Origin of the sequence: Sphingobacterium sp. UGAL515B_05 (assembly GCF_033097525.1) — a bacterium.
Lineage (GTDB): Bacteria > Bacteroidota > Bacteroidia > Sphingobacteriales > Sphingobacteriaceae > Sphingobacterium.
In genome coordinates, this window is record NZ_CP109907.1 from 3,076,395 (window position 1) to 3,097,150 (window position 20,756).

At 37.5% G+C, this 20,756-nt stretch carries 22 protein-coding genes and 2 tRNA genes; 10 read left to right on the forward strand and 14 right to left on the reverse strand.

What is annotated here, in order from left to right:
* Window positions 1-98: 98 nt before the first annotated feature.
* Window positions 99-446 carry an ArsC family reductase gene (locus tag OK025_RS12405; RefSeq protein ID WP_317669687.1) on the reverse strand — a complete coding sequence of 116 codons (348 nt, stop codon included), beginning with the start codon at window positions 444-446 and terminating at the stop codon, window positions 99-101.
* A gap of 316 nt (window positions 447-762) precedes the next feature.
* On the opposite strand from OK025_RS12405, the gene fbaA reads away from it, so the two are divergent.
* From fbaA to OK025_RS12420, 3 genes are all read left to right on the forward strand, one after another.
* Complete coding sequence (fbaA, locus tag OK025_RS12410) at window positions 763-1,842, forward strand: class II fructose-bisphosphate aldolase (protein ID WP_153846853.1); 1,080 nt, start codon at window positions 763-765, stop codon at window positions 1,840-1,842.
* Between the two features lie 135 nt (window positions 1,843-1,977).
* The gene (locus OK025_RS12415; protein WP_313187430.1) at window positions 1,978-2,652 is read left to right on the forward strand and encodes a head GIN domain-containing protein; all 675 of its coding nucleotides are present in this window, start codon (window positions 1,978-1,980) and stop codon (window positions 2,650-2,652) included.
* A 234-nt stretch (window positions 2,653-2,886) separates the two neighbouring features.
* Window positions 2,887-3,555, forward strand: coding sequence for a sterol desaturase family protein (locus OK025_RS12420; protein ID WP_317669688.1), 669 nt, complete (start codon window positions 2,887-2,889; stop codon window positions 3,553-3,555).
* A 105-nt stretch (window positions 3,556-3,660) separates the two neighbouring features.
* On the opposite strand, the gene OK025_RS12425 is transcribed toward OK025_RS12420, so the two are convergent.
* Window positions 3,661-4,053 carry a group III truncated hemoglobin gene (locus OK025_RS12425; protein WP_317669689.1) on the reverse strand — a complete coding sequence of 131 codons (393 nt, stop codon included), beginning with the start codon at window positions 4,051-4,053 and terminating at the stop codon, window positions 3,661-3,663.
* 188 nt (window positions 4,054-4,241) lie between these two features.
* Here OK025_RS12425 and OK025_RS12430 point away from each other — a divergent pair, with 188 nt between their 5' ends.
* Window positions 4,242-4,808, forward strand: coding sequence for a hypothetical protein (locus OK025_RS12430; protein ID WP_317669690.1), 567 nt, complete (start codon window positions 4,242-4,244; stop codon window positions 4,806-4,808).
* Between the two features lie 186 nt (window positions 4,809-4,994).
* Here the strand turns inward: OK025_RS12430 and OK025_RS12435 are convergent, their stop codons facing one another.
* Both OK025_RS12435 and OK025_RS12440 read right to left on the reverse strand, forming a co-directional pair.
* Window positions 4,995-5,531, reverse strand: coding sequence for a biopolymer transporter ExbD (locus tag OK025_RS12435; RefSeq protein ID WP_317669691.1), 537 nt, complete (start codon window positions 5,529-5,531; stop codon window positions 4,995-4,997).
* Window positions 5,532-5,851: 320 nt separating this feature from the next.
* Entirely contained in the window at window positions 5,852-6,394 is a 543-nt protein-coding gene (locus OK025_RS12440; protein ID WP_317669692.1) for a hypothetical protein, read from the reverse strand.
* 172 nt (window positions 6,395-6,566) lie between these two features.
* Between OK025_RS12440 and OK025_RS12445 the strand changes: the two genes are divergently transcribed.
* Window positions 6,567-7,457: a response regulator transcription factor gene (locus OK025_RS12445; protein WP_317669693.1), complete on the forward strand. Its 891-nt coding sequence runs from the start codon at window positions 6,567-6,569 to the stop codon at window positions 7,455-7,457.
* Between the two features lie 65 nt (window positions 7,458-7,522).
* Here the strand turns inward: OK025_RS12445 and OK025_RS12450 are convergent.
* The 7 genes from OK025_RS12450 to OK025_RS12480 all read right to left on the reverse strand — a co-directional run bounded on the left by OK025_RS12450 (window position 7,523) and on the right by OK025_RS12480 (window position 11,195).
* Window positions 7,523-7,607: transfer RNA gene (locus tag OK025_RS12450), tRNA-Ser, on the reverse strand.
* Window positions 7,608-7,886: 279 nt separating this feature from the next.
* Window positions 7,887-8,483 carry a hypothetical protein gene (locus OK025_RS12455; protein ID WP_317669694.1) on the reverse strand — a complete coding sequence of 199 codons (597 nt, stop codon included), beginning with the start codon at window positions 8,481-8,483 and terminating at the stop codon, window positions 7,887-7,889.
* Window positions 8,470-8,721 (reverse strand): sigma-70 region 4 domain-containing protein, encoded by a 252-nt coding sequence (locus tag OK025_RS12460; protein WP_317669695.1) that lies wholly within the window; start codon window positions 8,719-8,721, stop codon window positions 8,470-8,472. Before OK025_RS12460 ends, OK025_RS12455 begins: the two co-directional genes overlap by 14 nt.
* Window positions 8,675-8,965, reverse strand: coding sequence for an RNA polymerase sigma factor (locus OK025_RS12465; RefSeq protein ID WP_317669696.1), 291 nt, complete (start codon window positions 8,963-8,965; stop codon window positions 8,675-8,677). Before OK025_RS12465 ends, OK025_RS12460 begins: the two co-directional genes overlap by 47 nt.
* 4 nt (window positions 8,966-8,969) lie before the next feature.
* A complete protein-coding gene (locus tag OK025_RS12470; protein ID WP_317669697.1) occupies window positions 8,970-9,866 on the reverse strand; it encodes an alpha/beta hydrolase in 897 nt (298 codons plus the stop codon).
* Window positions 9,867-10,130: 264 nt separating this feature from the next.
* Window positions 10,131-10,215 (reverse strand) — tRNA-Ser (locus OK025_RS12475).
* 95 nt (window positions 10,216-10,310) lie between these two features.
* Complete coding sequence (locus OK025_RS12480; RefSeq protein WP_153846862.1) at window positions 10,311-11,195, reverse strand: bestrophin family protein; 885 nt, start codon at window positions 11,193-11,195, stop codon at window positions 10,311-10,313.
* A gap of 67 nt (window positions 11,196-11,262) precedes the next feature.
* Here OK025_RS12480 and OK025_RS12485 point away from each other — a divergent pair, with 67 nt between their 5' ends.
* Genes OK025_RS12485 through trxA form a run of 3 tightly spaced genes read left to right on the forward strand, consistent with a single transcriptional unit; the run spans window position 11,263 to window position 13,147 of the window.
* Window positions 11,263-12,111, forward strand: coding sequence for a glycoside hydrolase family 25 protein (locus OK025_RS12485; protein ID WP_317669698.1), 849 nt, complete (start codon window positions 11,263-11,265; stop codon window positions 12,109-12,111).
* Between the two features lie 8 nt (window positions 12,112-12,119).
* On the forward strand, window positions 12,120-12,851 hold the full coding sequence (locus OK025_RS12490) for a rhodanese-like domain-containing protein (RefSeq protein WP_317669699.1): 732 nt from the start codon (window positions 12,120-12,122) through the stop codon (window positions 12,849-12,851).
* Window positions 12,851-13,147 (forward strand): thioredoxin, encoded by a 297-nt coding sequence (gene trxA / locus OK025_RS12495; RefSeq protein ID WP_075994036.1) that lies wholly within the window; start codon window positions 12,851-12,853, stop codon window positions 13,145-13,147. Before OK025_RS12490 ends, trxA begins: the two co-directional genes overlap by 1 nt.
* A 104-nt stretch (window positions 13,148-13,251) precedes the next feature.
* On the opposite strand, the gene OK025_RS12500 is transcribed toward trxA, so the two are convergent.
* The 3 genes from OK025_RS12500 to mqnC form a co-directional block, all read right to left on the reverse strand.
* Window positions 13,252-13,413, reverse strand: a complete 162-nt coding sequence (locus OK025_RS12500; protein WP_167450446.1) for a hypothetical protein — start codon at window positions 13,411-13,413, stop codon at window positions 13,252-13,254.
* Between the two features lie 153 nt (window positions 13,414-13,566).
* Window positions 13,567-14,127: an SMC-Scp complex subunit ScpB gene (gene scpB, locus OK025_RS12505; RefSeq protein WP_317669700.1), complete on the reverse strand. Its 561-nt coding sequence runs from the start codon at window positions 14,125-14,127 to the stop codon at window positions 13,567-13,569.
* Between the two features lie 9 nt (window positions 14,128-14,136).
* Window positions 14,137-15,261, reverse strand: a complete 1,125-nt coding sequence (mqnC, locus tag OK025_RS12510; protein WP_317669701.1) for a cyclic dehypoxanthinyl futalosine synthase — start codon at window positions 15,259-15,261, stop codon at window positions 14,137-14,139.
* A 431-nt stretch (window positions 15,262-15,692) separates the two neighbouring features.
* On the opposite strand from mqnC, the gene OK025_RS12515 reads away from it, so the two are divergent.
* Both OK025_RS12515 and OK025_RS12520 read left to right on the forward strand, forming a co-directional pair.
* Complete coding sequence (locus OK025_RS12515; protein ID WP_317669702.1) at window positions 15,693-18,962, forward strand: TonB-dependent receptor; 3,270 nt, start codon at window positions 15,693-15,695, stop codon at window positions 18,960-18,962.
* Window positions 18,963-18,984: 22 nt separating this feature from the next.
* Window positions 18,985-20,715 (forward strand): RagB/SusD family nutrient uptake outer membrane protein, encoded by a 1,731-nt coding sequence (locus OK025_RS12520; RefSeq protein WP_317669703.1) that lies wholly within the window; start codon window positions 18,985-18,987, stop codon window positions 20,713-20,715.
* Window positions 20,716-20,756: the final 41 nt, after the last annotated feature.

Below are 20,756 nucleotides of genomic sequence, written 5' to 3' on the forward strand. Positions count from 1 at the left end.
CGACGTTTCATAATATAAGGGATAGAAAGGGATCTTAAAGGTTTATTTAAGATAATTGGAGGCTTTTTAGAACCTCCATTCCGGGAAGCTTTGTGGAACTATTTTAAATTTGTTTCGTACTCTGCTTCATTAAAACCGAGTAATATACCTTTGTTGTATTCAATAACAGGACGTTTAATCATACTTGTATTTTCCTGAAGTACTTTATTGGCACTATCACCATCAATGACTTGCTCTTGAGTTTCTGGAGATAACTTTTTCCAAGTGGTTCCCTTTTTATTCACTAGCGCCTGCCAGTCTACCTGTGTTTCCCACTCTTTTAATTTATCTACACTGACGCCTTCTTTTTTGAAGTCATGAAATTGAAAGGGAACATTATTGTCTTCCAACCATGTAAGTGCTTTTTTTACTGTGTTACAATTTTTGATACCGTATACCTGTAGCATAATAGTGACAATTTGGTGAATTCAAATTTAATCAATCCCGATACAATTTTTAAAATAATTCATATTTCTATGGTGTCTTTTCTGTGGTTGAAGGATAATGGTGGATATTTTGTTGGCAATGCCATTGAAAAAGGAGCAACCGGAAAGTTCCTATTCAATTGAACAATTCAAGGTTTTATGATTTGTTAAGATTCTACATCCCACGGGAAATGATAGTGTATTTAGTACACTATAAAAATTAGGAAGTAATAATAATTTTTAATAATTTAGTAGCTTCAAGTTTAATGAAAGATTAAAATAAATCAATAACAGAAATATGAGCCTAAAAGATTTTAAAGGTGTATTGACAGGAGATCAAGTACAAGAGTTGTTTGAGGTTGCGAAGAAACATAAGTTTGCTTTGCCTGCGGTAAACATTATCGGAACAAACTCTATCAATGCGGTTATGGAAACTGCGAAAGCAGTAAATTCTCCTGTAATTATTCAATTGTCAAATGGTGGAGCGCAATTCTACGCTGGTAAAACCTTAAACAACGATAATTTACAAGCTTGCGTATTGGGAGCTGTATCTGCAGCACAACATGTTCATTTATTAGCTGAGCATTATGGTGTAGCAGTTATTCTGCATACAGATCACGCAGCTAAGAAACTTTTACCTTGGATCGACGGTTTGTTGGACGCTGGCGAGAAATTCTTTGCGCAACACGGAAAACCATTGTTCTCTTCTCACATGTTGGATTTATCGGAAGAGCCAATTGAAGAAAATATTGAAATTTCAGCTAAATACTTAGCGCGTATGAAACCACTTGGTATGACTGTTGAGATCGAGCTGGGTGTGACAGGTGGTGAAGAAGACGGTGTTGACAACTCGGATGTAGATAGTTCAAAACTGTATACCCAACCGGAAGAGGTTGCGTATGCTTTTGAAGAATTGTCTAAAGTATCTGACAAATTTACAGTGGCAGCTGCATTTGGTAATGTTCATGGTGTTTACAAACCAGGTAATGTGAAATTGCAACCAGTTATATTACATAATTCACAAGAATATATTCGTGAGAAATATAATCTTACTGCTGAGAAGCCTGTAAACTTCGTATTCCACGGTGGTTCTGGTTCTTCTCCTGAAGAAATTGCAGAGGCGATTTCATACGGTGCGATCAAAATGAACATTGATACGGATATGCAATGGGCATTCTGGGATGGTGTAAGAGCTTATGAAGCGAAAAACCATGATTATTTGCAAGGTCAGATCGGTAACCCTGAAGGAACTGATTCTCCAAATAAAAAATATTACGATCCACGCGTTTGGTTACGTAAAGGTGAAGAAACTTTTGTTGCTCGTCTGAAAGAAGCGTTCGCTGATTTGAATGCAGTAGACGTTAATAGCAAACTATAAGCATAGGTTGAAAAAATAGATCATAAAGGCGCCCTTATATAGGGCGCCTTTTTTATGTCAAAATAGGTTAAAAATGTTGTTCTTAATAGGAATTGGCTTATTTTTTGACGAACAACAATAAAAAGTCAAGTAAATATGAAATTTTTAGGAGTCAGTGTAATTCTTTTATTAATTGCCCAAATGGGGTTTGGGCAGGTGAAGCAAAATGTTGGCGATTTTTCTTCGGTTGTAGCGACGGACAAGATTCAGGTGGAGTTGATTAAATCCGACGAGTCCTTGGTGACGTTTGAAGGACAGAACCATGAAAATGTTAAGGTCGTCAACACAAATGGATCCTTGGTTTTGAAAATGAATACCTTGAATATGCTGCAAGGGGGGAATATCTCTGTGAAGGTATATTACAAGAGTTTGAACAATGTGGAAGCAAAAAAAGGAGCCAAGGTATTTGCAACGACAAATAATCCAGTTGCTGCTGACCACTTAAAAGTATATGCTTCAGAAGGTGGTTTGGTCGATCTCTATACAGCGGTAAAAACAGCTGAAATAAAAGTGACCTCGGGGGCTACAATCGCTTTGTATGGAAAGGCAAATAAACAGGAGATCATTTCGAATTTTGGCGGCAAATATGAAGGTAAAGACTTTAAGACAGCAACAACGGTAGTTACTGTCAATGGCGGGGGAAAAGCGGATGTTTTTGCCACTGATTCGATCGAAACAAAAACACGTGGTGGTGGTGTCATTGATGTCTATGGAAAACCGGAACAACGTGTAGAAAAGAAAATGGCCGGCGGAACAGTCAACTTTAAATAAGTAAACTGTCTTGAATTTGTCAATTTTAGTGCGAGTTTATTTTAGTTGATTTTATAGAAAAGAGTGGAAATTTGAGGTAATAGATGAAATAAAAAGGGTTTAGCTTGATTGGGGTGATGATTGTTGTTTAACCTTTTTATTAAAAAGGTCAGTTATTTTGTTTTTCTCATCAGAAACCTTCTTCATTTGTGCTTAAAATACTTATTTTTGTGAGGGAATAATAAAAATAGTATTATGGCAAAGCGTAATTATGTTTCAAATTCTACGGAATCTACGCGCATGTTCAAGAATGACTTTTTAGAGTCTTTGACGAAAGTGCATTGGAGTGTACCTTTGATTTTCTATGTACCCGTGGTTGTTTTCTTTTCGTATAAAGCTCTAGTTTGGGGAGAGATTTCTTTTTTAACATACAGTGGGTATTTTATTTTTGGTTTAGCTTTCTGGACTGCTTTTGAATATGCATTACATCGTTGGGTGTTTCATTTTCATCCGACATCGGAATGGGGAAAGCGAATCGCTTTTATTTTCCATGGTGTGCATCATGATTATCCAAGAGACCGTATGCGTTTGGTGATGCCGTTGTCAGCGAGTATTCCACTAGCTCTTTTGGTGTATCTTGGTTTTACATTGTTTTTTTCGAATGAGTTTATCTTAGCCTGTTTTTTCTCAGGTTTTATGGTGGGGTATTTGATCTATGACGAATGTCATTATGCAATGCACCATGCTAATTTTAAAAGCGGTATTTTCAAACGGATCAAGCAGCACCATATGTTGCACCATTATTCTGATCCAGAAAAAGGTTTTGGAGTGAGTTCTTCCTTATGGGATGAAATTTTACGCTCAGGTTTCGAAGAAAAGGAACCCAAAAAAGATTCTACTTCCTTAAAGGAAGAAAAAGCATAAATTGAATCACATCAACTAAAAAAGCCCTTGGAAACTCCAGGGCTTTTTTTATGGATTAATTTTTCTTTTTATTTGACAATGTCAAGTGGGCCTTGTAGGCTAACTTTAGATCAATGGCTTCTTGTCGGGGTTGGCGTGCAGGTATTCCAGTTTGAACTGAAACATTTGGGCCATTTTCTGCGCACGCCATTTGGCTTCTTCTGCCTTTTGTCCACTGTATAGGCGATCTACTGTTGCTTCGAATAATTTGAGCCATTGACCAAAATGTTGCGCATCAATGGGTAAGTTGATATGGGGTGGAAAGGGGCTGCCAAAATAACGATGTTCATCCAGTAGGATAGTCTGCCAGAAACTATACATCTTCTCAAGATGGATCGCCCAATTGTCTCGGATTCGTTCTTTAAAAATAGGTCCGAGCAAAGTATCGTTACGTATCGTCGTATAAAATTGATCTACTAATACTTTAATGTCATCGAGTGTTTGGATATCTTGTTTCATCGGCGTATGATCTAAGCTCATGAATAAAGACCTGTAGCTGGATCAAAAGCTTCTTCATGATGTTTATCTGGATTAAATGTAGTGACATTTAGGGAGAATCGCATCACTTGGATGTAAAGATGTCTCGTTGAAATATTGTAATTCTCTTTTATTGTCAGTAAATTGACTCAATACTAAGGGAAAAACATATGGGAAAATACGTTCTTTTAATCCTATTATCGATGGGATTTTATGCTGTCGAGGCGCAGGTTACAACAATTTCGATCAATAAGGAAAATTTTCAATCTTCTGGTTTTCCATTTAAGGGGAAGCGTGTGTTACAAGTGGAACGCATTCAAACTCCAAAAGAAGACAATTATATTGTATTTTCAAAAGAGGAACGGGGTGCCGATCCCGATAAGCTTTATGTACAGCAATTTCAGCAGATCGATGGAATGTGGCAGCTTGTGGCTGATGAATTGATATCCGAAGAGGGGATCGTTACGTCGGTTTGGGAATCTCGGAAGGCATTTTTTGATGCGGATAAGGATGGTAAATTGGATGCATTATTTATCTATTCAAGGCATCCAAAAGATGATCTCCAAAAGCAGCTTAGCTGTATAGGACTTGTTCTTTACAAGAACAAGTTTTACCGTCTTCGTGCGGAGGAAACAGATGGTTATAGTCAAACAACGTTTTCAGAAAATTATGCATCCCTACCGGTTGAGGTAAAGGAAAATGTGGAGCGTTATTGGAATAATCTGGATAAAAGATAATTTTCGGTACGGGTTTGGAATCTACCGAAAGATCGATCATACGACCTTTCGGTAAACTTGTTATTGTCTATTTTATCAGATAGAAATCATTCCCATGTTTTTTGATGACATTAATTGATTTTACCTATGAAAGGCTCGTTCAATCGGTTGTTTCAATGCATGGATAGGACATCGCTCAAATCAATGTTACTGGAGTACAGTGAGCAATTGCTTTTCTTCTTCGATTTGTGTTTTACTGATCACATAACGTGCAATATGCTGGTCCTTCAATTGATCTATCGTCTGAATAACGTCTTTTGTGCGCGCTTCTTTGCTAGGCTTAATCAATACAATCATGTCCTTTGTGTCGGGCATAGAGCTTATCTTAGCTTTTAACTGTGCAATAACGACTGAGAGCCCTTTCTCGATATCTACCGGTACTTTTGAAGAGCTGATCGGTTTTTTGAAATCCCCATGATACCACATGAATTTTCCTTCGCCTAAGATGAGGGTCGCCGTGCGGTTTTCATCAATAAGAACCGAACTTTCTACATCTGATTTAATTTTGTCTGGCATGGCGATATCCATTGCAGATGGTTTATTTAATGTTGTGGTCAGCATAAAGAATGTAATGAGAAGAAATGCGAGGTCTACCATGGCTGTTAAATCTACTTTAGGAGCCATTTTTCTGCTTCTTATTTTTTTCTTTCCCGTTTCTTGCGTTTTTTGGTTTAATTCTGCCATGATCGTCATCTTTAGGTTAACACGTTGTTGTTACTCACTATGATGATGTCAGCGAAGAACGGATTCCACAGTATTTTTTTTAAAAAACTGGGGTTTTTCTCAAGTACTTTCTGTGTTTTTTTTCTTAGTTGTTGATAATCAGTTTTTTTTATGCTATGTTTTAGTTTGTTCATTGTTGATCCGATTTGACCAATTCTCTTGTCATTTTGTCCTTTCGATCGATTTAGGGCGCTTGCTAGGCTGTCGAAATTTTTTTAGTGGTTTGAAAAAAAACCCTTCAATGCTGAAAGGCTTTTCTTGTGGAGTTGTAGTTAAGTTGCTCAGCAACCGCTTTGGTTAGGCATGCGTTTATAAATTATTTTGTTATCTCTTTGTACATAGTCGCCCGCTACTATTGGACACGAATACTTCGGCGCGAACATGACACTACGCCCCCTTATCGTTATTTTGTCGTTTACTTTCAGACTTTTCAATTGTTGAAATTCATTAGAATTTTCCAGACCAAAACTTAGAATATAGTCTTTACGATTAATCCTAATCATCACTCCAAAACCTAACTGTGCACCAAGAGGAAGATAGAGAGAAGTTACAACCGCCTCTATGTTAGCAGAATTCTTTACTTGATTCTTTATTTTCGCAGCATTGTCAAGTACTTTTATACCTTCGGGAGATTCTTTCCATTTTTTGAATTTTATACCATTGGGGCTCGCTTCCCATTTATTCCTTTCGGTGGTCGTTTCAGTGAGAGTGCGTGAATTCGGAGCCGTTTTTTTTAAAGTTTCATTTTTGATTTCGCGATTAGCAAAGGCCAAGCCGCTTCCTATAGCGAGCGGTAAAACCAATACGTAGATAATTTTTTTCATATTTTTAAAAGTTTAATGAACATTAGATTTATCCCAGTAAATTAGATCCGTTCAAACTTTTTTTCTCGTATCTGTTTTAGAGTGATGTAACAAAATTACTTTGATGATACTTATATAGAGGGATTTAGATTGTAAATAGTGATGTAATCTTTGTAAATAAATTGTAAATCGTATGTCTGAAAGCCGAAATATTTTCTCAGGGAACCGCAAGTACTTGTATGGCGGCATAATACTCTTGTTTATTGCGATGGCCTTTGTTGCTTTTGATATGACTGGCACAGACGATTTTGATAGCGCTAGGAGGGAAGTTTTGCTTAGGAGGATAGGGGATGAACTGCTTACGCAGTCTGGAGACAGTAGATCAAGGGTACTTCCGGTAGAAAAGATTCAAGAAAATGAATATCAGATCAGGTTTGAGAATGAAATCACCTTTACACCAGACTCACTGGTGAGTGCTATTCAGCGCCTGTTGATCAATGATCCTCATGCCCGTGATTATGTCGTTAATGTACTCAACTGTGGCAATTCGAGTGTAGCTTATGGATATGCTATTTCCCATAATGAAAAGGATGATATTATTGCTTGTAGAGGTAGAGTGCAACCTAAAGGATGTTACATGATCAATATTAAATTTAAACCGAGCGGGATAAATACAGCAGCGAATAGCTATTTTCTTGGTATTCTGTTGTTTTTAGCATTTGCTGGATTCTTTTTTTTGAAATCGGATCGGAGGCGAAGCAATGTGTTAGACGATCAAAATAGCAGTATTTTAACCTTTGGGGCCGTTTTGTTTAATCCGCAGGAGCGAGAAATGGTCATTAATGAAAACACCATAGATCTCACTGGAACGGAAGCTCGTCTGTTACATATTTTCGCCTTGTCTCCTAACCAGACAATAGCGCGAACACGGCTGCAAAAAGAAATTTGGGAAGATGAGGGAATTATTGTTGGGCGCAGTTTAGATATGTTTATATCAAAACTTAGGAAAAAATTGGAGTTTGATCCGAATATCAAAATTACGGTTATACGTGGTAAAGGATATAAACTTGAGGTAAGTTCTTAAGAAGAGTAAGGGGATAAATTGGGCTAAAATGCAAAAAGCCTTTCATTTCTGAAAGGCTTTTTCCGCGGAGAGTGAGGGATTCGAACCCCCGAACCTGTGACAGTTAACGGTTTTCAAGACCGCCGCATTCGACCACTCTGCCAACTCTCCGCGACAAAAGTAGAAATTTTGGGTAGAATTACAAAACTTATTTTACATTTTTCTTTGTTTAAAAGCAGTTTTAGCACTCTTAAATAGAAATGTAGTTGAATACCAGTTGGTTATTTTTAGAGGTTGACCACCTTTCGATGTCATATTGGAGATAGCGGACTCTGCTTTGGGCGATATGTCCGCTTTTAGATGGGATCATAATCTTGTTTTAAGGTTATTTATTGCAATTAAAAAAGTAATCATGAACGTATTTTTAAGGAACAAACATCATCCGATTTTTCAATTCCCGAACTGCCGTTCTAACTCCTGTAATTCAAAAATAACTTCGTTGATTGATCGGTCAATTTTAGCGAGTTGTTTTTTACCCAGATAAAAGTATGAAAATAGAATCCAGCTATAGGTTGGAAGGTAAGTCAGTAAATAATAGTGGAAACTGGCACCTGTTAGGATTTCCCGAAGATAGATCGAGATCGCTATCCCGAGAAGAAGATGATAAATCGGCATATTCCAATGAATTCTTTTCTTTCGAAAGTAGTCAAACTGTTGCCACTGTTGTAAATGTTCGGTAGGTAAAGCTGCTTCGTTGATCTGTTTGATTTTACGTGCAGTAGTCAACATTAAGTATGCCTGTATAAAGCAAAGGAAGGATACGATAAACATCGATGTGTACAATGCGAGCGTTTTATGCCTAAAATCAAGAAAATATGCCAGAGCAAGAATAATTAGACCTGTTACAAGCAATAAAACAGCACCGGCTATTTCTTTCCTTATTAATTCTTGACGAAAGTTTTTGACCTTATTCAGGTGTTTTGGGGGCAAGATATTTTGTTTGCTATCCTGTTTCCAAAGATGTTGTAAATCGTTAAAGTCTTGCATATTTATGGAAAATTTCGGTTAATTCTTTTTTAATTCTATGGATTTTTACACGGAGATTATTCTCTGTAATTCCCGTAATTTCTGCTATTTGCTCATAAGGTTTTTCATCTAATACCAATGTGATCAGTACCCTATCAGCTTCTTTTAGTTTGCTGATGCATTTGTATAGCAGATCAATCTGCTGTACTTTTTCAGACGATGATTCCTCTGGTATTTCGATGCAGCTTGTGTCGGTCATTTTTTTTAAATGTTGATGTTTTTTTTCGCATACTCGTCAAGCAATTATTGATCGCTATTCTGTAGATCCAGGTACCTAATTTGGCATCGTTGCGAAAACTGTCGAGTTTTTTCCATACAGTAATGAAGGTCTCTTGAATTAAATCTTCTGCATTATCTCGGTCTCCGGTATAACTGAGGCATAGCTTGCGGATGGCCGGCGCATATTCTTTGTAAATAATCTCAAAGTTTTCTTTGTTGGTCATCGGGTTATTTTAAAAATGTGTCTAGTTCTTTAAAAAACCATATTGGCTGATCATACATAATAAAATGCTTACTGTTGGTATTGTGTAAAGTTAGCTTTTTTACATACTTATATTGCTCGGAAAGAATATGCTGCGATTTTTCCAGCGTTTCGTACTTACTACCCAGTACCAAAACGGGTATGGTAATTTTAGCAAGATCCTGACGGATATCCGTTGTCATCATTTCATAAAAAGCAGATGCTAATGTAACTCTATCGCTCTGTACTTGCCATTCGGCTATTGTTTTGGCTTTTATAGAATCGGTTACCAGCTGTCGTGCTATATTTTCAGCATATACACTAAGTTGTTGGTCTCCCATTGAAGTAAATTGTGCGATAAGTGCATCTTTATCGACCAACTTTTTCACTTCCTCTACACTTGTATTTGGGTTCTGCATGCCCGGGTAGAACGGTACTCCGTCCACAACGATAACTTTTTGAAATAGGGAGGGTGCAGTGCTTGCGATCCAGAGACTCAAAAAGCCTCCTAAACTATGGCCTAGAAGAATCGGATTTTGCAATTTTTTTGCCTCTGTATATGCTATGATTTCATTGCGCATAGTCTCAAGCAATGCTTCTTTAATCGGTGCTTGTCCTGCGAAGCCAGGAAGTGTAAGCACGTGACATTCGTATTTATCTTTTAAGTGATTTACAGTTTCTGTCCATACAGTTCCACTACAGCTATATCCTGGAATAAGAATGATTGGTGTTCCTGTTCCATAGATACTGACCTGAAAATCATATTTTTTTTGTGCAAATGCCGATCCGTAAATTATGAGTAAAAGTATTGAAATACCGACTTTGGTGAAATGGCTTAAATAGTTCGGTAGATCTTTATTGATACGAAGAACAATAGTTTTCATAAGCATTGAATTTAAAATTAGTAATTATGGTTTTCTAGAATATTCTGCCTATTAGATGTTATGAATTACAGATTATTACATAAAGGAATGAAAAAAGTGAAAAAGAGTGCATGTGGCCAGGAAGAGTTGTGTGAATTGTTGTTTTCTTGTAGGTAACGCTCTGATAATTCGAATGGAATGGTACTATAAGAAAATTGATCTTTTGATGGGAGAGAATAAAGGGGCAAAAGCAAAAAGCCTTTCATTTCTGAAAGGCTTTTTCTGCGGAGAGTGAGGGATTCGAACCCCCGAACCTGTGACAGTTAACGGTTTTCAAGACCGCCGCATTCGACCACTCTGCCAACTCTCCGCGACAAAAGTAGAAATTTCGAATAGATTTACAAAACTTATTTTCTATAGCTAGTCTTAGCGTTTGAAAATGAGCTAGATTGTTTTTAAAAAAGTCTATGCAGGGATAATCTCATGGCAGTGTTTCCTGATGTTGGCCGCAATTTTGTCGATCGGTAAATCGTCTTGGTCGATACCAAATGGCTCTTCAATGGACTCACCAATTAATTCAAGAGATGCTAAAACATATAAGATAAATGGTACAGCAATCACAACAAAGTAACCGATAGAAAAAACATAACCTACTGGAAGGGTCATGGTATAGAAGATAATGAACTTCTTGATAAATGCACTATATGCCAATGGTATTGGGGTGTTTTTAATACGCTCACAAGCTCCACAAACATGTGTCATGGTAATAATTTCCTCATTAAGGATAATAAGCTGATCGCCAGTTATAGTTCCTTCTTTATATAGATCATTGATTTTGTGGAAGATCATGGTAGAAACTTGGTTCGGACCATGTTTTTTATTATCCAAAGCCTTTAACTCAGGGTGTTCGTTTTCGTCGAGCATAAACTTGGTGTAATCCGATCTTAGAAAATCGTATAGTGTTTCTGCGAATAGGGGGATTGCCTTTCTGAAAAAACTACGATTCACTTTGTCATCTACATCCAGCATGGCATTTAGTTTATACGAAAAGGCTCTACTAACATTAGTCAATGTACCCCATTGTTTTCTGGCTTCCCACCAGCGGTCATAGGCCGTGTTTGTTCGGAATACCAGTAAAAGCGATATAACAAAACCGAGTAAGTTGTGGACAATGGTAATGTTTTTGACCCAGCTCTTTTCATTTAGTTTGAGGTATTCCAATTCTAGAAAGGCAATCATCCAGGAATAAAACGCTATCAAAACAAGAAATGGCAGTAACTTTTTGAAGGTATCTGATTTATGCAACTTGAAAGTTGCCGAAAGCCAGTCTTTGGGGTTGTATACGATCATACACAAAAATATAAATTGTTGCGAAAATTTTGCGAGTTAATTGCTATTGCCGTAACTTCATCGTGCTATGGCACAACAGCAATCAAAAAGAAAGAAAACAAGTATAAAAGGAAGTCAGGTTCGTGGAACAAAGTGGATTTGGATGATAGCAGGGATGCTGGTGTTTTTCCTCTGTCTTGTTGTGTGGCATTATCGGGCTGGAATTATATACTATTTTCGCGTGGCTACCTCCAAAGACAAGTCTCTGACGAAGGAAGCTAAATATGATATTCGTAATATTGAGATTATGAGCAAGCACGATGATAAGGTGTTTGGCATAGACGTGTCTACCTATCAGGAAGAAATAGATTGGCAGAAGGTAAGTACAATAAATGATCATTTTCCGATAGATTTTGTGTTTATCCGGGCGACAATGGGTGAAAAAGGCATTGATGATAAGTTTAGTCAAAATTGGAGTAAAACGGAAAATAGGGCAGTTTTGAGAGGGGCCTATCATTATTTTAGACCCAATGAGAACTCGGTCAAGCAAGCGAGGAATTTTATTCGGAAGGTTAAACTACAGTCTGGCGATCTTCCACCGGTCTTGGATATTGAGGAGCATCCAAAACAACAATCGATGGATAGCTTGAAAGTCGGGCTAAAACGTTGGCTTGAAGAAGTCGAAGCCCACTACAAAGTAAAACCCATTCTTTACTCCGGAGATAAGTTTTATAGTGACTTTTTGGAAAAGGAATTTGCAGCTTATACGTTGTGGATTGCAAATTATAACTTTTGGGTTGAGAACCCCAAAGAGCATTGGGCGTTTTGGCAATTTTCTGAAAAAGGTACTGTCAGAGGGATTCAGGGCAATGTGGACTTAAATATATACAATGGTAAAATTGAGGAATTGGAAAAGCTGCTTATTCCTTTTAAATAGTAAAATATATGCATAGAGTTTTTATCACATTATGTGGGGTTTGGTTAGCACTGTTTAATGGTCAAATGCAATTGCATGCGGAATCGAAGACTCATCGGGTCGAGATGTCGCAACCCGCTTCAGATTTACCACGATTAACATTGAAAGAATTTAAAAAATTGCGTCGTGAAACAGCTATCCAAGTTCTTGATACGCGACCTGGCGATATTTTCCTACAAGGATTTGTACCTAAATCTATAAATATAGGCTTTAAAGGTCCTTTTGATCACTTTTTGGGGCAAGTATTTCCAAATAAAGCTCAAAAGCTTTTATTGATTACAGACAGCGATAGTCAAGATACAGTTTATCATCATTTATTACAGTTGGGTTATACCCATATTATTGGGGTTTTAGAAGGCGGCATTGAAACTTGGAAAGCTAGCGAAGATGTAGTCTCGTTGCGTAATATCAGTGCAGGAGAATTCAGGAAAAGATCAGATCAAGGTCATATTGTGGATGTAAGAACAGCTAAAGAATTTGGTAATGGACATATTGACAATGCAATGAATATTCCATTAACAGATTTCGTTAATTTTGGTTCTACGCTTAAAAAAGACAATCAACAGCTGTATGTACACTGTCAATCAGGTTATAGGAGTGCAGTGGCTGTATCTATTTTGAGCACTAAAGGATTTAAACATATATGCAATATCCAAGGTGGGTATAAGGCATTGCAAGAAGAAGTAAAGGAGAATCAATAATGGCTACTTTTGACCAGATTATTCAATCAAATTCGCTGGTTTTGGTGGATTTTTTTGCGACGTGGTGCGGTCCCTGCCAGACTATGGCGCCGATTTTACAGGATGTAAAGGAATTTTATCAAGATGATTTGTCTATCATTAAGATTGACGTGGATAAGAATCCAAAAATTGCTTCGATTTATAAGGTAAGTGGCGTGCCTACTTTCGTGTTGTTCAAAAATGGCCAACAGGTATGGCGACAAAGCGGCATGATTCCCAAGATGGAATTACATAAATTGATCGATCAAGTAAAGTAAAAAATCAAGTAAAGTAAAAAATAAGGCGTTCAATTTGATTGAACGCCTTATTTTTTAATGATACTCTGGTGTTTTAATAGGTAGTGTTATATCGCACTAAAATATTAAAATTCATCGTCATCATCGAAGTCATCCAATCCTCCAATCGAGTCGATTTCAGGTAAATCGAAATCATCATCGAAATCATCATCATCGTCATCAGGACCGTTGAAAGATGCGAATTTTACTTCTTCAAGATCTTCGTTAGCTAAAGTTGCCGTGTTCATAAAATAATACTTTATTGTTTCTTATTCAATGTTGTAAAATTAGAGAAGAAAACTATTTTTTAAAACTTTTTTTTAAAAAAATATTAAGCTTTATTTTTCTGTTAATCAGTATGTTGAACTGTATTTTGAAAATAAAAATTTATTTTATTTTATTTATTCATTTGTTTCGCCAATCGCATTGTCCTCAGTAACGATGTCTTTCAATTGTGGGAGATCTCTCACACCATTGATTCCGAAGTGATCCATGAACTGCTGGCTTGTTGCATAAAGTAATGGTTTTCCGATACTATCTGCTTTTCCCGCAATTTTGATCAGTTTCTTTTCCAGTAATCGTTGAATAGAATAATCACAGCTTACACCTCTAATCTGCTCCACTTCTAATTTTGTTATCGGTTGTCTGTAGGCAATGATTGCGAGTGTTTCTAGTGCTGATTGACTTAGTTTTCGCTTGTTATTGTGATTTTGGAGCTGTTGTATCGATTCATGATAAAGAGCTTTTGTCAAAAACTGATAGGCGTTGTTGATATAGCGTAATTCGAGTACATAGTCTTCGTCCTGGTACTTCGTTTCAATTTTTTTAATCAACTCACGTAGCTCTTCCCTGGATACTTCAATGGCTAAGGATTCCTGCAAAATCTGTTTGATATCGGCAAGATCTATTCCTTCCGCAGAAGCAAATATAATTGCTTCAATATTTCTTATGACGTCTTTCAATGTATCGTATTAATAGTTAATGACCTGTTCGACCATATGGGCTGGTAGCTCGCGGAACTCATATTTTTGTGTTCGCAGTTGTGGGCTGAATCCAGCTTCCAAAATAGCTTCCTGTATAGATTTTGATGTAAACCGATGTGGTGCACCAGCTGCCGAAACGACATTTTCTTCAATCATAATTGAGCCGAAGTCGTTCGCTCCAGCGTGCAGACATAATTGCGCTGTGCGCTTTCCGACGGTGAGCCAAGAAGCCTGTATATTTTTAATATTAGGAAGCATAATGCGGCTTAAGGCAATCATACGAATATATTCTTCACTTGTTACGTTGTTAGTAATGCCGCGAAGTCTTTTCAATAAGGTACCATCATCTTGGAAAGGCCAAGGGATAAATGCAATAAATCCATGGGACTCCTGAGGTTTTTCATCCTGTACTTCGCGAATCCATGCCAAATGTTCAAAACGTTCTTCTATCGTTTCGATATGACCAAACATCATGGTGGCAGAAGTTGGTAAATTAATTTTATGGGCTGCCCGCATAACATCTAGCCATTCTTTACCACCGCATTTTCCTTTTGATATAAGACGTCTCACACGATCATTGAGAATTTCAGCTCCCGCTCCAGGTAGCGAGTCTAGTCCTGCTTCTTTCAATTGCGTCAAAACTTCAATATGGCTCATATTCTCCAGTTTGGAAATGTGTGCAATTTCAGGCGGGCCGAGCGAATGTAGTTTTAGCGTAGGATAAAGTTCCTTTAATTGCTTGTAAAGGTTTTTGTAAAACTCAATACCTAAATCCGGGTGATGGCCACCTTGCAGCAGCAGTTGATCGCCCCCGTATTTAAAAGTTTCCTCTATCTTTTGTTTGTAGCTTTCAATATCGGTAATGTAACTATCTTCATGACCAGGGCGACGGAAAAAATTACAAAACTTGCAATTTGCAATACACACATTCGTGGTATTGACATTTCTGTCGATTTGCCAGGTTACTTTGCCATGTGGCACTTGTATTTTACGCAATTCATTGGCTACGAAAGTCAAATCAGCTGTAGGTGCGTTTTGATATAAAAAAACACCCTCTTCCTTGGATAGGAACTCAAATCGGAGCGCCCGTTCTAATAAATTACTTACATTCATCAACAACAAATATAAGGAGCTTTTAGCTTATTTGGACCTATTTGCGGAATATTTGACAATGCACATTGAATTTTGGGAAACGTTCCGGATATAAAAAACAAAAGGATGTGCTTGTGTAACAATACTATTGCATTTTAGCTTAGTGTATAAAATACAATAACTTGATTTATAGCGCTTTGTGAATTAATTAAGATTTTTCCTTTTTTTTTACATTTATTATTCTTTACATTTATTTAACAGATTTTAACATTTCTGGAAAATAACCAAATTAGAAAAAAAATGAATAACCAAAGGGCCTGAACCTGTCAATAATATCGCATTGTTGTCGTCAGACCTAAAAAAATGACCAAAAACTTAAATTAAAACCAATATCAACTAAAACAACTAAAGAATAAACATAAATTTTTTTAAACCACCTATTTAGTAAAATTATGATGAAAAAAACGGACAAAAATTGCTGTTTTGATCTCATATTGGGCCAAAAGTTCAATAAGAGGTTTCTGATTATGAGTTCTCTTCTCATTGGGGGAGGAATGACCACTCATGGATTTGCCAGTGGATTAACCAACCATGGCAAAGTTGAAGTCGTTTCATTAATGAAAACCAAAGGCTTACAACAGACACCGATCAAGGGAGTAGTGAAGGATGCGGCTACAGGTCAAGGTCTTACTGGTGTATCTGTCAAAATTAAGGGGAGTAGTAATGGAACATCGACAGATGAAAATGGCGCATTTACTATTCAAGGAAAAATCGGGGATGTGCTTATTGTCAGTTACATTGGATACAAAAGTACGGAGGTAGCTGTTTCTTCGAAAGCTGATCTTACGATTTCACTAAGCGGCAGTGAAGATGCATTAGAGGAAGTCGTTGTCACTGGTTATTCTACACAGCGGAAGAAGGATCTGACCGGATCTGTTGCTGTAGTCAATACAGATCAATTGAAGACCACACCAGCTGCGAGTGCTGTAGAGTCCTTACAGGGACGTGCCACAGGGGTTCAAGTTGTTACGGACGGTGCACCGGGTGCTACTCCAGCGATTAAAATCCGTGGCTACAGTACAATTAATAACAATGAACCGCTATATGTTATCGATGGTGTTCCATACGAAGGAAAACTGAGCTGGTTAAACCAGAATGATATCGAGTCTATGCAGGTCCTGAAAGATGCGTCGGCAGCATCTATTTACGGTTCTCGTGCAAATAATGGTGTTATTATTATAACAACAAAATCGGGTAAATCAGGTAAACCACAGATTAATTTGGATACTTATTATGGCGTACAAGTACCTAATAGCAGTAGATTTCCGAAAATGTTAGATCCTCTGCAGGTATATAGGATAAATGGTAATACAGGTGATCTTCCCGTTTATCTCCGCTATGGTTCGCTTTCTGGGAATGAGATAGATCCTAAGAATGTAGATATGTCGAAGTATAACTACGCGGACAACAAAGAAGAATTTTTTCAAATTACAAAAGCCAACCAGGCGGGTACGGATTGGTTTAAAGAATTATCACAAAATGCCCCTACGCAATCCTATCAATTGAGTGCAGTTGGTGGTGGTGAAAACGCATCTTATGCAGTCTCGGGAGGATATTTAGGGCAAAAAGGAACAGTAATCCATACTGGATTTGAAAGATTTAACGTCCGTTCAAATACGAACTTCTCTGCATTTAACAAGAAACTTCGTTTTGGAGAAAATATGCAGTATTCGATGACAAAAGGTCATGGTATTGGTGTTAATACGAATACAGCCGGAGATTATATAGGTGAAGGTAGTGCGCTTGGCTTTGCCTATCGGATTAAGAACATTATTCCTGTGTATGATGAGGGAGGGAACTTCGCTGGGTCGATTGGTGGATGGGGAAATGGTGAAAATCCTGTCGCTATTGCTTATCGCGCAAAAGATGATGTGAATAGATCCAATCTATTTTTTGGCAATGCTTTTGGAGAATATGATATTTTGAAGGGATTGACATTCAGGACAAGTTTTGGTATTAAATATGAAAATTATTATGGTGTTGATTATACCTATCCAAATCTCGAGTTTCAGGAGGGAAGTGCCAATAATGGGATTGCCGAAACGGCAGGTTACAATACTGAGTGGACTTGGACCAATACATTGAATTATAAAGTGAATTTTAACGACGTTCATAATTTAAATATTTTGTTGGGAACGGAGGCTATTGACAATTCGCATCGCCAAGTTAGAGGAACTGATAATGATTTCTTTATTACGAATAACTTAGATTATTTTTATGTCGGTTCGGGTAGCAAGAAATCGGGAGCAAGTGAAGGAGCCTACGGTTCGCTGTTTTCATTGTTTGGAAAGGTAGACTATTCTTATAAAGATCGTTATATATTAAGTGCCACAGTAAGAAGGGACGGTTCTTCAAATTTCGGACCGAATAACAAGTATGGTGTATTTCCGGGAGCCAGTGCAGCATGGCGCTTGTCACAGGAGGATTTTATGAAAAATATCTCTTGGTTGAATGATTTGAAAATCAGGGCGGGTTATGGAATTACGGGAAATCAACGAATTCCCGGTTATCAATACTTAAAGAGATTTCAACTATCACAAAATTCCTCTTCCTATCCAATTGGTGGAAGTCTTGTAAGTGGGATGTGGATCAGCGATTATCAAAATGAAAATGTGAAATGGGAACAGGTCAAATCGCTCAATCTCGGATTGGACTTCTCTATTCTTGAAGGTAAAATAGACGGAACATTTGACTGGTATAATAAGAAAACTACCGATATGTTATTTGCTTTACCTCTACCTGCAACAGCAGTTGGAAGGGGGAACTCTCCTTATTTAAATGTGGGTGATATGCAAAATAAAGGGGTAGAGTTGTCTCTTAACTATCACCATAAGCAACATGATCCGAATAAATTTGATTTTGACTTAGGGGTTAATTTCTCGAAAAATGACAATAAAATTCTTTCACTCGCTCCGGGAGTCGAACAGGTTGTGTACGGAGCGTTTCGGAGTATGGAGACATCTATTATGAAAGCGGGAAGCCCTTTTGGCGCATTTTATGGATTTAAGGTCGCAGGAATTTATCAGAATAGCGGTGAGTTGACTCAGTATGCTTCTTATGATTTGGCTCGTGTGGGCGGCTTCCGCTTTGAGGATATCAATAACGATGGTAAAATAGACGAAAGTGATAAAACGATTATTGGTAGCCCACATCCGGATTTTACCTATGCAATTAATTTTAACGCGCGGTATCAAAATTTTGATATGATGATGTATTTCTATGGATCAAAAGGTAATCAAAATTATGAAGCAACTCGTTATTTTACTGATTTTGGTGTTTTTGATGGACAAAAAAGTACGCGGCTCCTAGACATGTGGAGTACTGAAAACCCATCTGGTTCTGTACCATCGATAACCAAAGATAAAGTGTCTCCAAATGAATACGCTTCATCAACATATTATATTCAAGATGCGAGCTTTTTCAAAATGAAAAATTTCCAGATTGGATATAACTTTCAGACTGATAAATTATTTGGATCAAATACCGGGGTGAAGAGACTTCGTGCTTATCTAGGGGTGACCAATTTGTTTACAATTACAAAATATAAAGGATTAGATCCTGAAGTTACGGCGACACCTTCCAAATACCCTGCACTTGGCGTTGATTTTGGGGTGTATCCACAGTCAAGACAATACATGTTGGGCGTAAGTGTAGGATTTTAGTTTAATGTTTAATTTGAGTAAAATGAAAAATATAAAAATATTGCTTGGAATCACGGGTATAGCTATTCTGGGCTTAGCGAGTTGTGGTAAAAGTTTTTTGGAAAAGAATCCGCAAGGACAATTGATTGAAGATCAGGTCGGCATTAAAAAAGGTGTAGAAGCATCGCTAATAGGTGCCTATTCCATATTAAATGGTAATGTGAGTGGTACCTGGGGCAATTATTCTTCTGCTCCGAGCCAATGGGTATTTGGTGAAATTACTTCAGATAATGCGCATAAAGGATCCATACCGACAGATCAACCTGATATGAATGCATTGGTGAACTTTTCTCCTATTTCATCGAATGATAATTTAAGTACGATGTGGCAAGTGTACTATGAAGGTGTTCTCCGTACAAATACAACGCTCAAATTATTAGCTGAGGATCAGAGTAAAGGTAAGACTGTAACTGCAGAGCGTGCTAAACAGATCGAAGGAGAGGCAAAATTGTTACGGGCCCACTATTATTTTCTATTATGGCGTGTATTTAAAAATATTCCAATTATAAATGAAAATACCTCAATTGAAGAGGCTAAAACTATTAAAAATGATCAGGATATTTTGCCGCTGATTGAAAGTGATTTGAAAACTGCTGTTGCGAATTTACCTTTGACAAAAATTAACAACGAGGCTGGACGAATGGACCAAAATGTGGCAAAATCATATTTAGGGAAATTTTACCTTTATCAGAAAAAGTATAAAGAAGCACTTGATTTGTTTAAGGCTGTCATTGCAGGAAAAGACATCACCACAATGCCTTACCAGGACAACTACGATGTACTGAAAGAAGACGGTCCTGAGGCAATTATGGTATCAAAGCATATAATTAACCCGGATGGTTCGGGAGATAATGCAAATGTTGGGGATATGTTGTCGGGTTTAAATGGTGGACCTGTTGGATGTTGTGGTTTTTATCAACCTTCCATAGACTTGGTTAATGCCTATAAAGTTGACGCGAATGGATTACCGTTGTTAGATGGATCTTATAGAAACAATCCGTATACTTCGGATATTCTTTTGACAGGAAAGGATCTTACTGATTATAAGGTGAATACAAATCTACAATTCGATCCTCGCCTTGATTATAATGTCGGAAGAAGAGGAGTCATGTATTTGGATTATGGTGTATTTCCTGGAGATCCTTGGTTGAGACGTGAGGATGGACAGCGACCACATGCTGGCCCCTTCTCTATTATAAAGACAATGATCCCTAAAGCGCTATTTTCAGGACATACGGCGAATGATGGCACCTATGTTACAGATTTAGATGTAAATATTATTCGCCTCGCTGATGTTATATTAATGGCGGCTGAGTGTGAAGTTGAATTGAATAACCTTCCTGAAGCATTGAAGTATGTCAATGCTATTCGAATCAGGGCATCTAAATTGCCTGGAAAGCTGACAGATACAGGAGTTCCTGCTGCAAAATATAATGTGAAACCTTATCTCACTTTCACTGACCAAGATCAGGCTAGACGAGCAGTACGTTTTGAGCGTAGATTGGAGCTCGCAATGGAAGGACATCGTTTTTATGACCTTGTACGTTGGGGGATAGCGAAGGATGTAATTACAGCCTATTCGGCCTTCGAAGGAGGTATTCTTCCTACATTTAAAAATATCAACTTTACTCCCAATAAAAATGAAATCTTCCCGATTCCTCAAGTTGAAATCAATGCGAGTATGGGAAATCTAAAACAGAATCCCGGATACTAATTTTTTGTATTCGATTATTTACGCGGCCATCTAATCAGATG

Coding starts and splice junctions, on each gene's coding strand:
- OK025_RS12405 (WP_317669687.1), bottom strand. CDS start 446: ATGCTACAGGTATACGGTATCAAAAATTGTAACACAGTAAAAAAAGCA.
- fbaA (WP_153846853.1), top strand. CDS start 763: ATGAGCCTAAAAGATTTTAAAGGTGTATTGACAGGAGATCAAGTACAA.
- OK025_RS12415 (WP_313187430.1), top strand. CDS start 1,978: ATGAAATTTTTAGGAGTCAGTGTAATTCTTTTATTAATTGCCCAAATG.
- OK025_RS12420 (WP_317669688.1), top strand. CDS start 2,887: ATGGCAAAGCGTAATTATGTTTCAAATTCTACGGAATCTACGCGCATG.
- OK025_RS12425 (WP_317669689.1), bottom strand. CDS start 4,053: ATGAAACAAGATATCCAAACACTCGATGACATTAAAGTATTAGTAGAT.
- OK025_RS12430 (WP_317669690.1), top strand. CDS start 4,242: ATGGGAAAATACGTTCTTTTAATCCTATTATCGATGGGATTTTATGCT.
- OK025_RS12435 (WP_317669691.1), bottom strand. CDS start 5,531: ATGGCAGAATTAAACCAAAAAACGCAAGAAACGGGAAAGAAAAAAATA.
- OK025_RS12440 (WP_317669692.1), bottom strand. CDS start 6,394: ATGAAAAAAATTATCTACGTATTGGTTTTACCGCTCGCTATAGGAAGC.
- OK025_RS12445 (WP_317669693.1), top strand. CDS start 6,567: ATGTCTGAAAGCCGAAATATTTTCTCAGGGAACCGCAAGTACTTGTAT.
- OK025_RS12455 (WP_317669694.1), bottom strand. CDS start 8,483: ATGCAAGACTTTAACGATTTACAACATCTTTGGAAACAGGATAGCAAA.
- OK025_RS12460 (WP_317669695.1), bottom strand. CDS start 8,721: ATGACCGACACAAGCTGCATCGAAATACCAGAGGAATCATCGTCTGAA.
- OK025_RS12465 (WP_317669696.1), bottom strand. CDS start 8,965: ATGACCAACAAAGAAAACTTTGAGATTATTTACAAAGAATATGCGCCG.
- OK025_RS12470 (WP_317669697.1), bottom strand. CDS start 9,866: ATGAAAACTATTGTTCTTCGTATCAATAAAGATCTACCGAACTATTTA.
- OK025_RS12480 (WP_153846862.1), bottom strand. CDS start 11,195: ATGATCGTATACAACCCCAAAGACTGGCTTTCGGCAACTTTCAAGTTG.
- OK025_RS12485 (WP_317669698.1), top strand. CDS start 11,263: ATGGCACAACAGCAATCAAAAAGAAAGAAAACAAGTATAAAAGGAAGT.
- OK025_RS12490 (WP_317669699.1), top strand. CDS start 12,120: ATGCATAGAGTTTTTATCACATTATGTGGGGTTTGGTTAGCACTGTTT.
- trxA (WP_075994036.1), top strand. CDS start 12,851: ATGGCTACTTTTGACCAGATTATTCAATCAAATTCGCTGGTTTTGGTG.
- OK025_RS12500 (WP_167450446.1), bottom strand. CDS start 13,413: ATGAACACGGCAACTTTAGCTAACGAAGATCTTGAAGAAGTAAAATTC.
- mqnC (WP_317669701.1), bottom strand. CDS start 15,261: ATGAATGTAAGTAATTTATTAGAACGGGCGCTCCGATTTGAGTTCCTA.
- OK025_RS12515 (WP_317669702.1), top strand. CDS start 15,693: ATGATGAAAAAAACGGACAAAAATTGCTGTTTTGATCTCATATTGGGC.
- OK025_RS12520 (WP_317669703.1), top strand. CDS start 18,985: ATGAAAAATATAAAAATATTGCTTGGAATCACGGGTATAGCTATTCTG.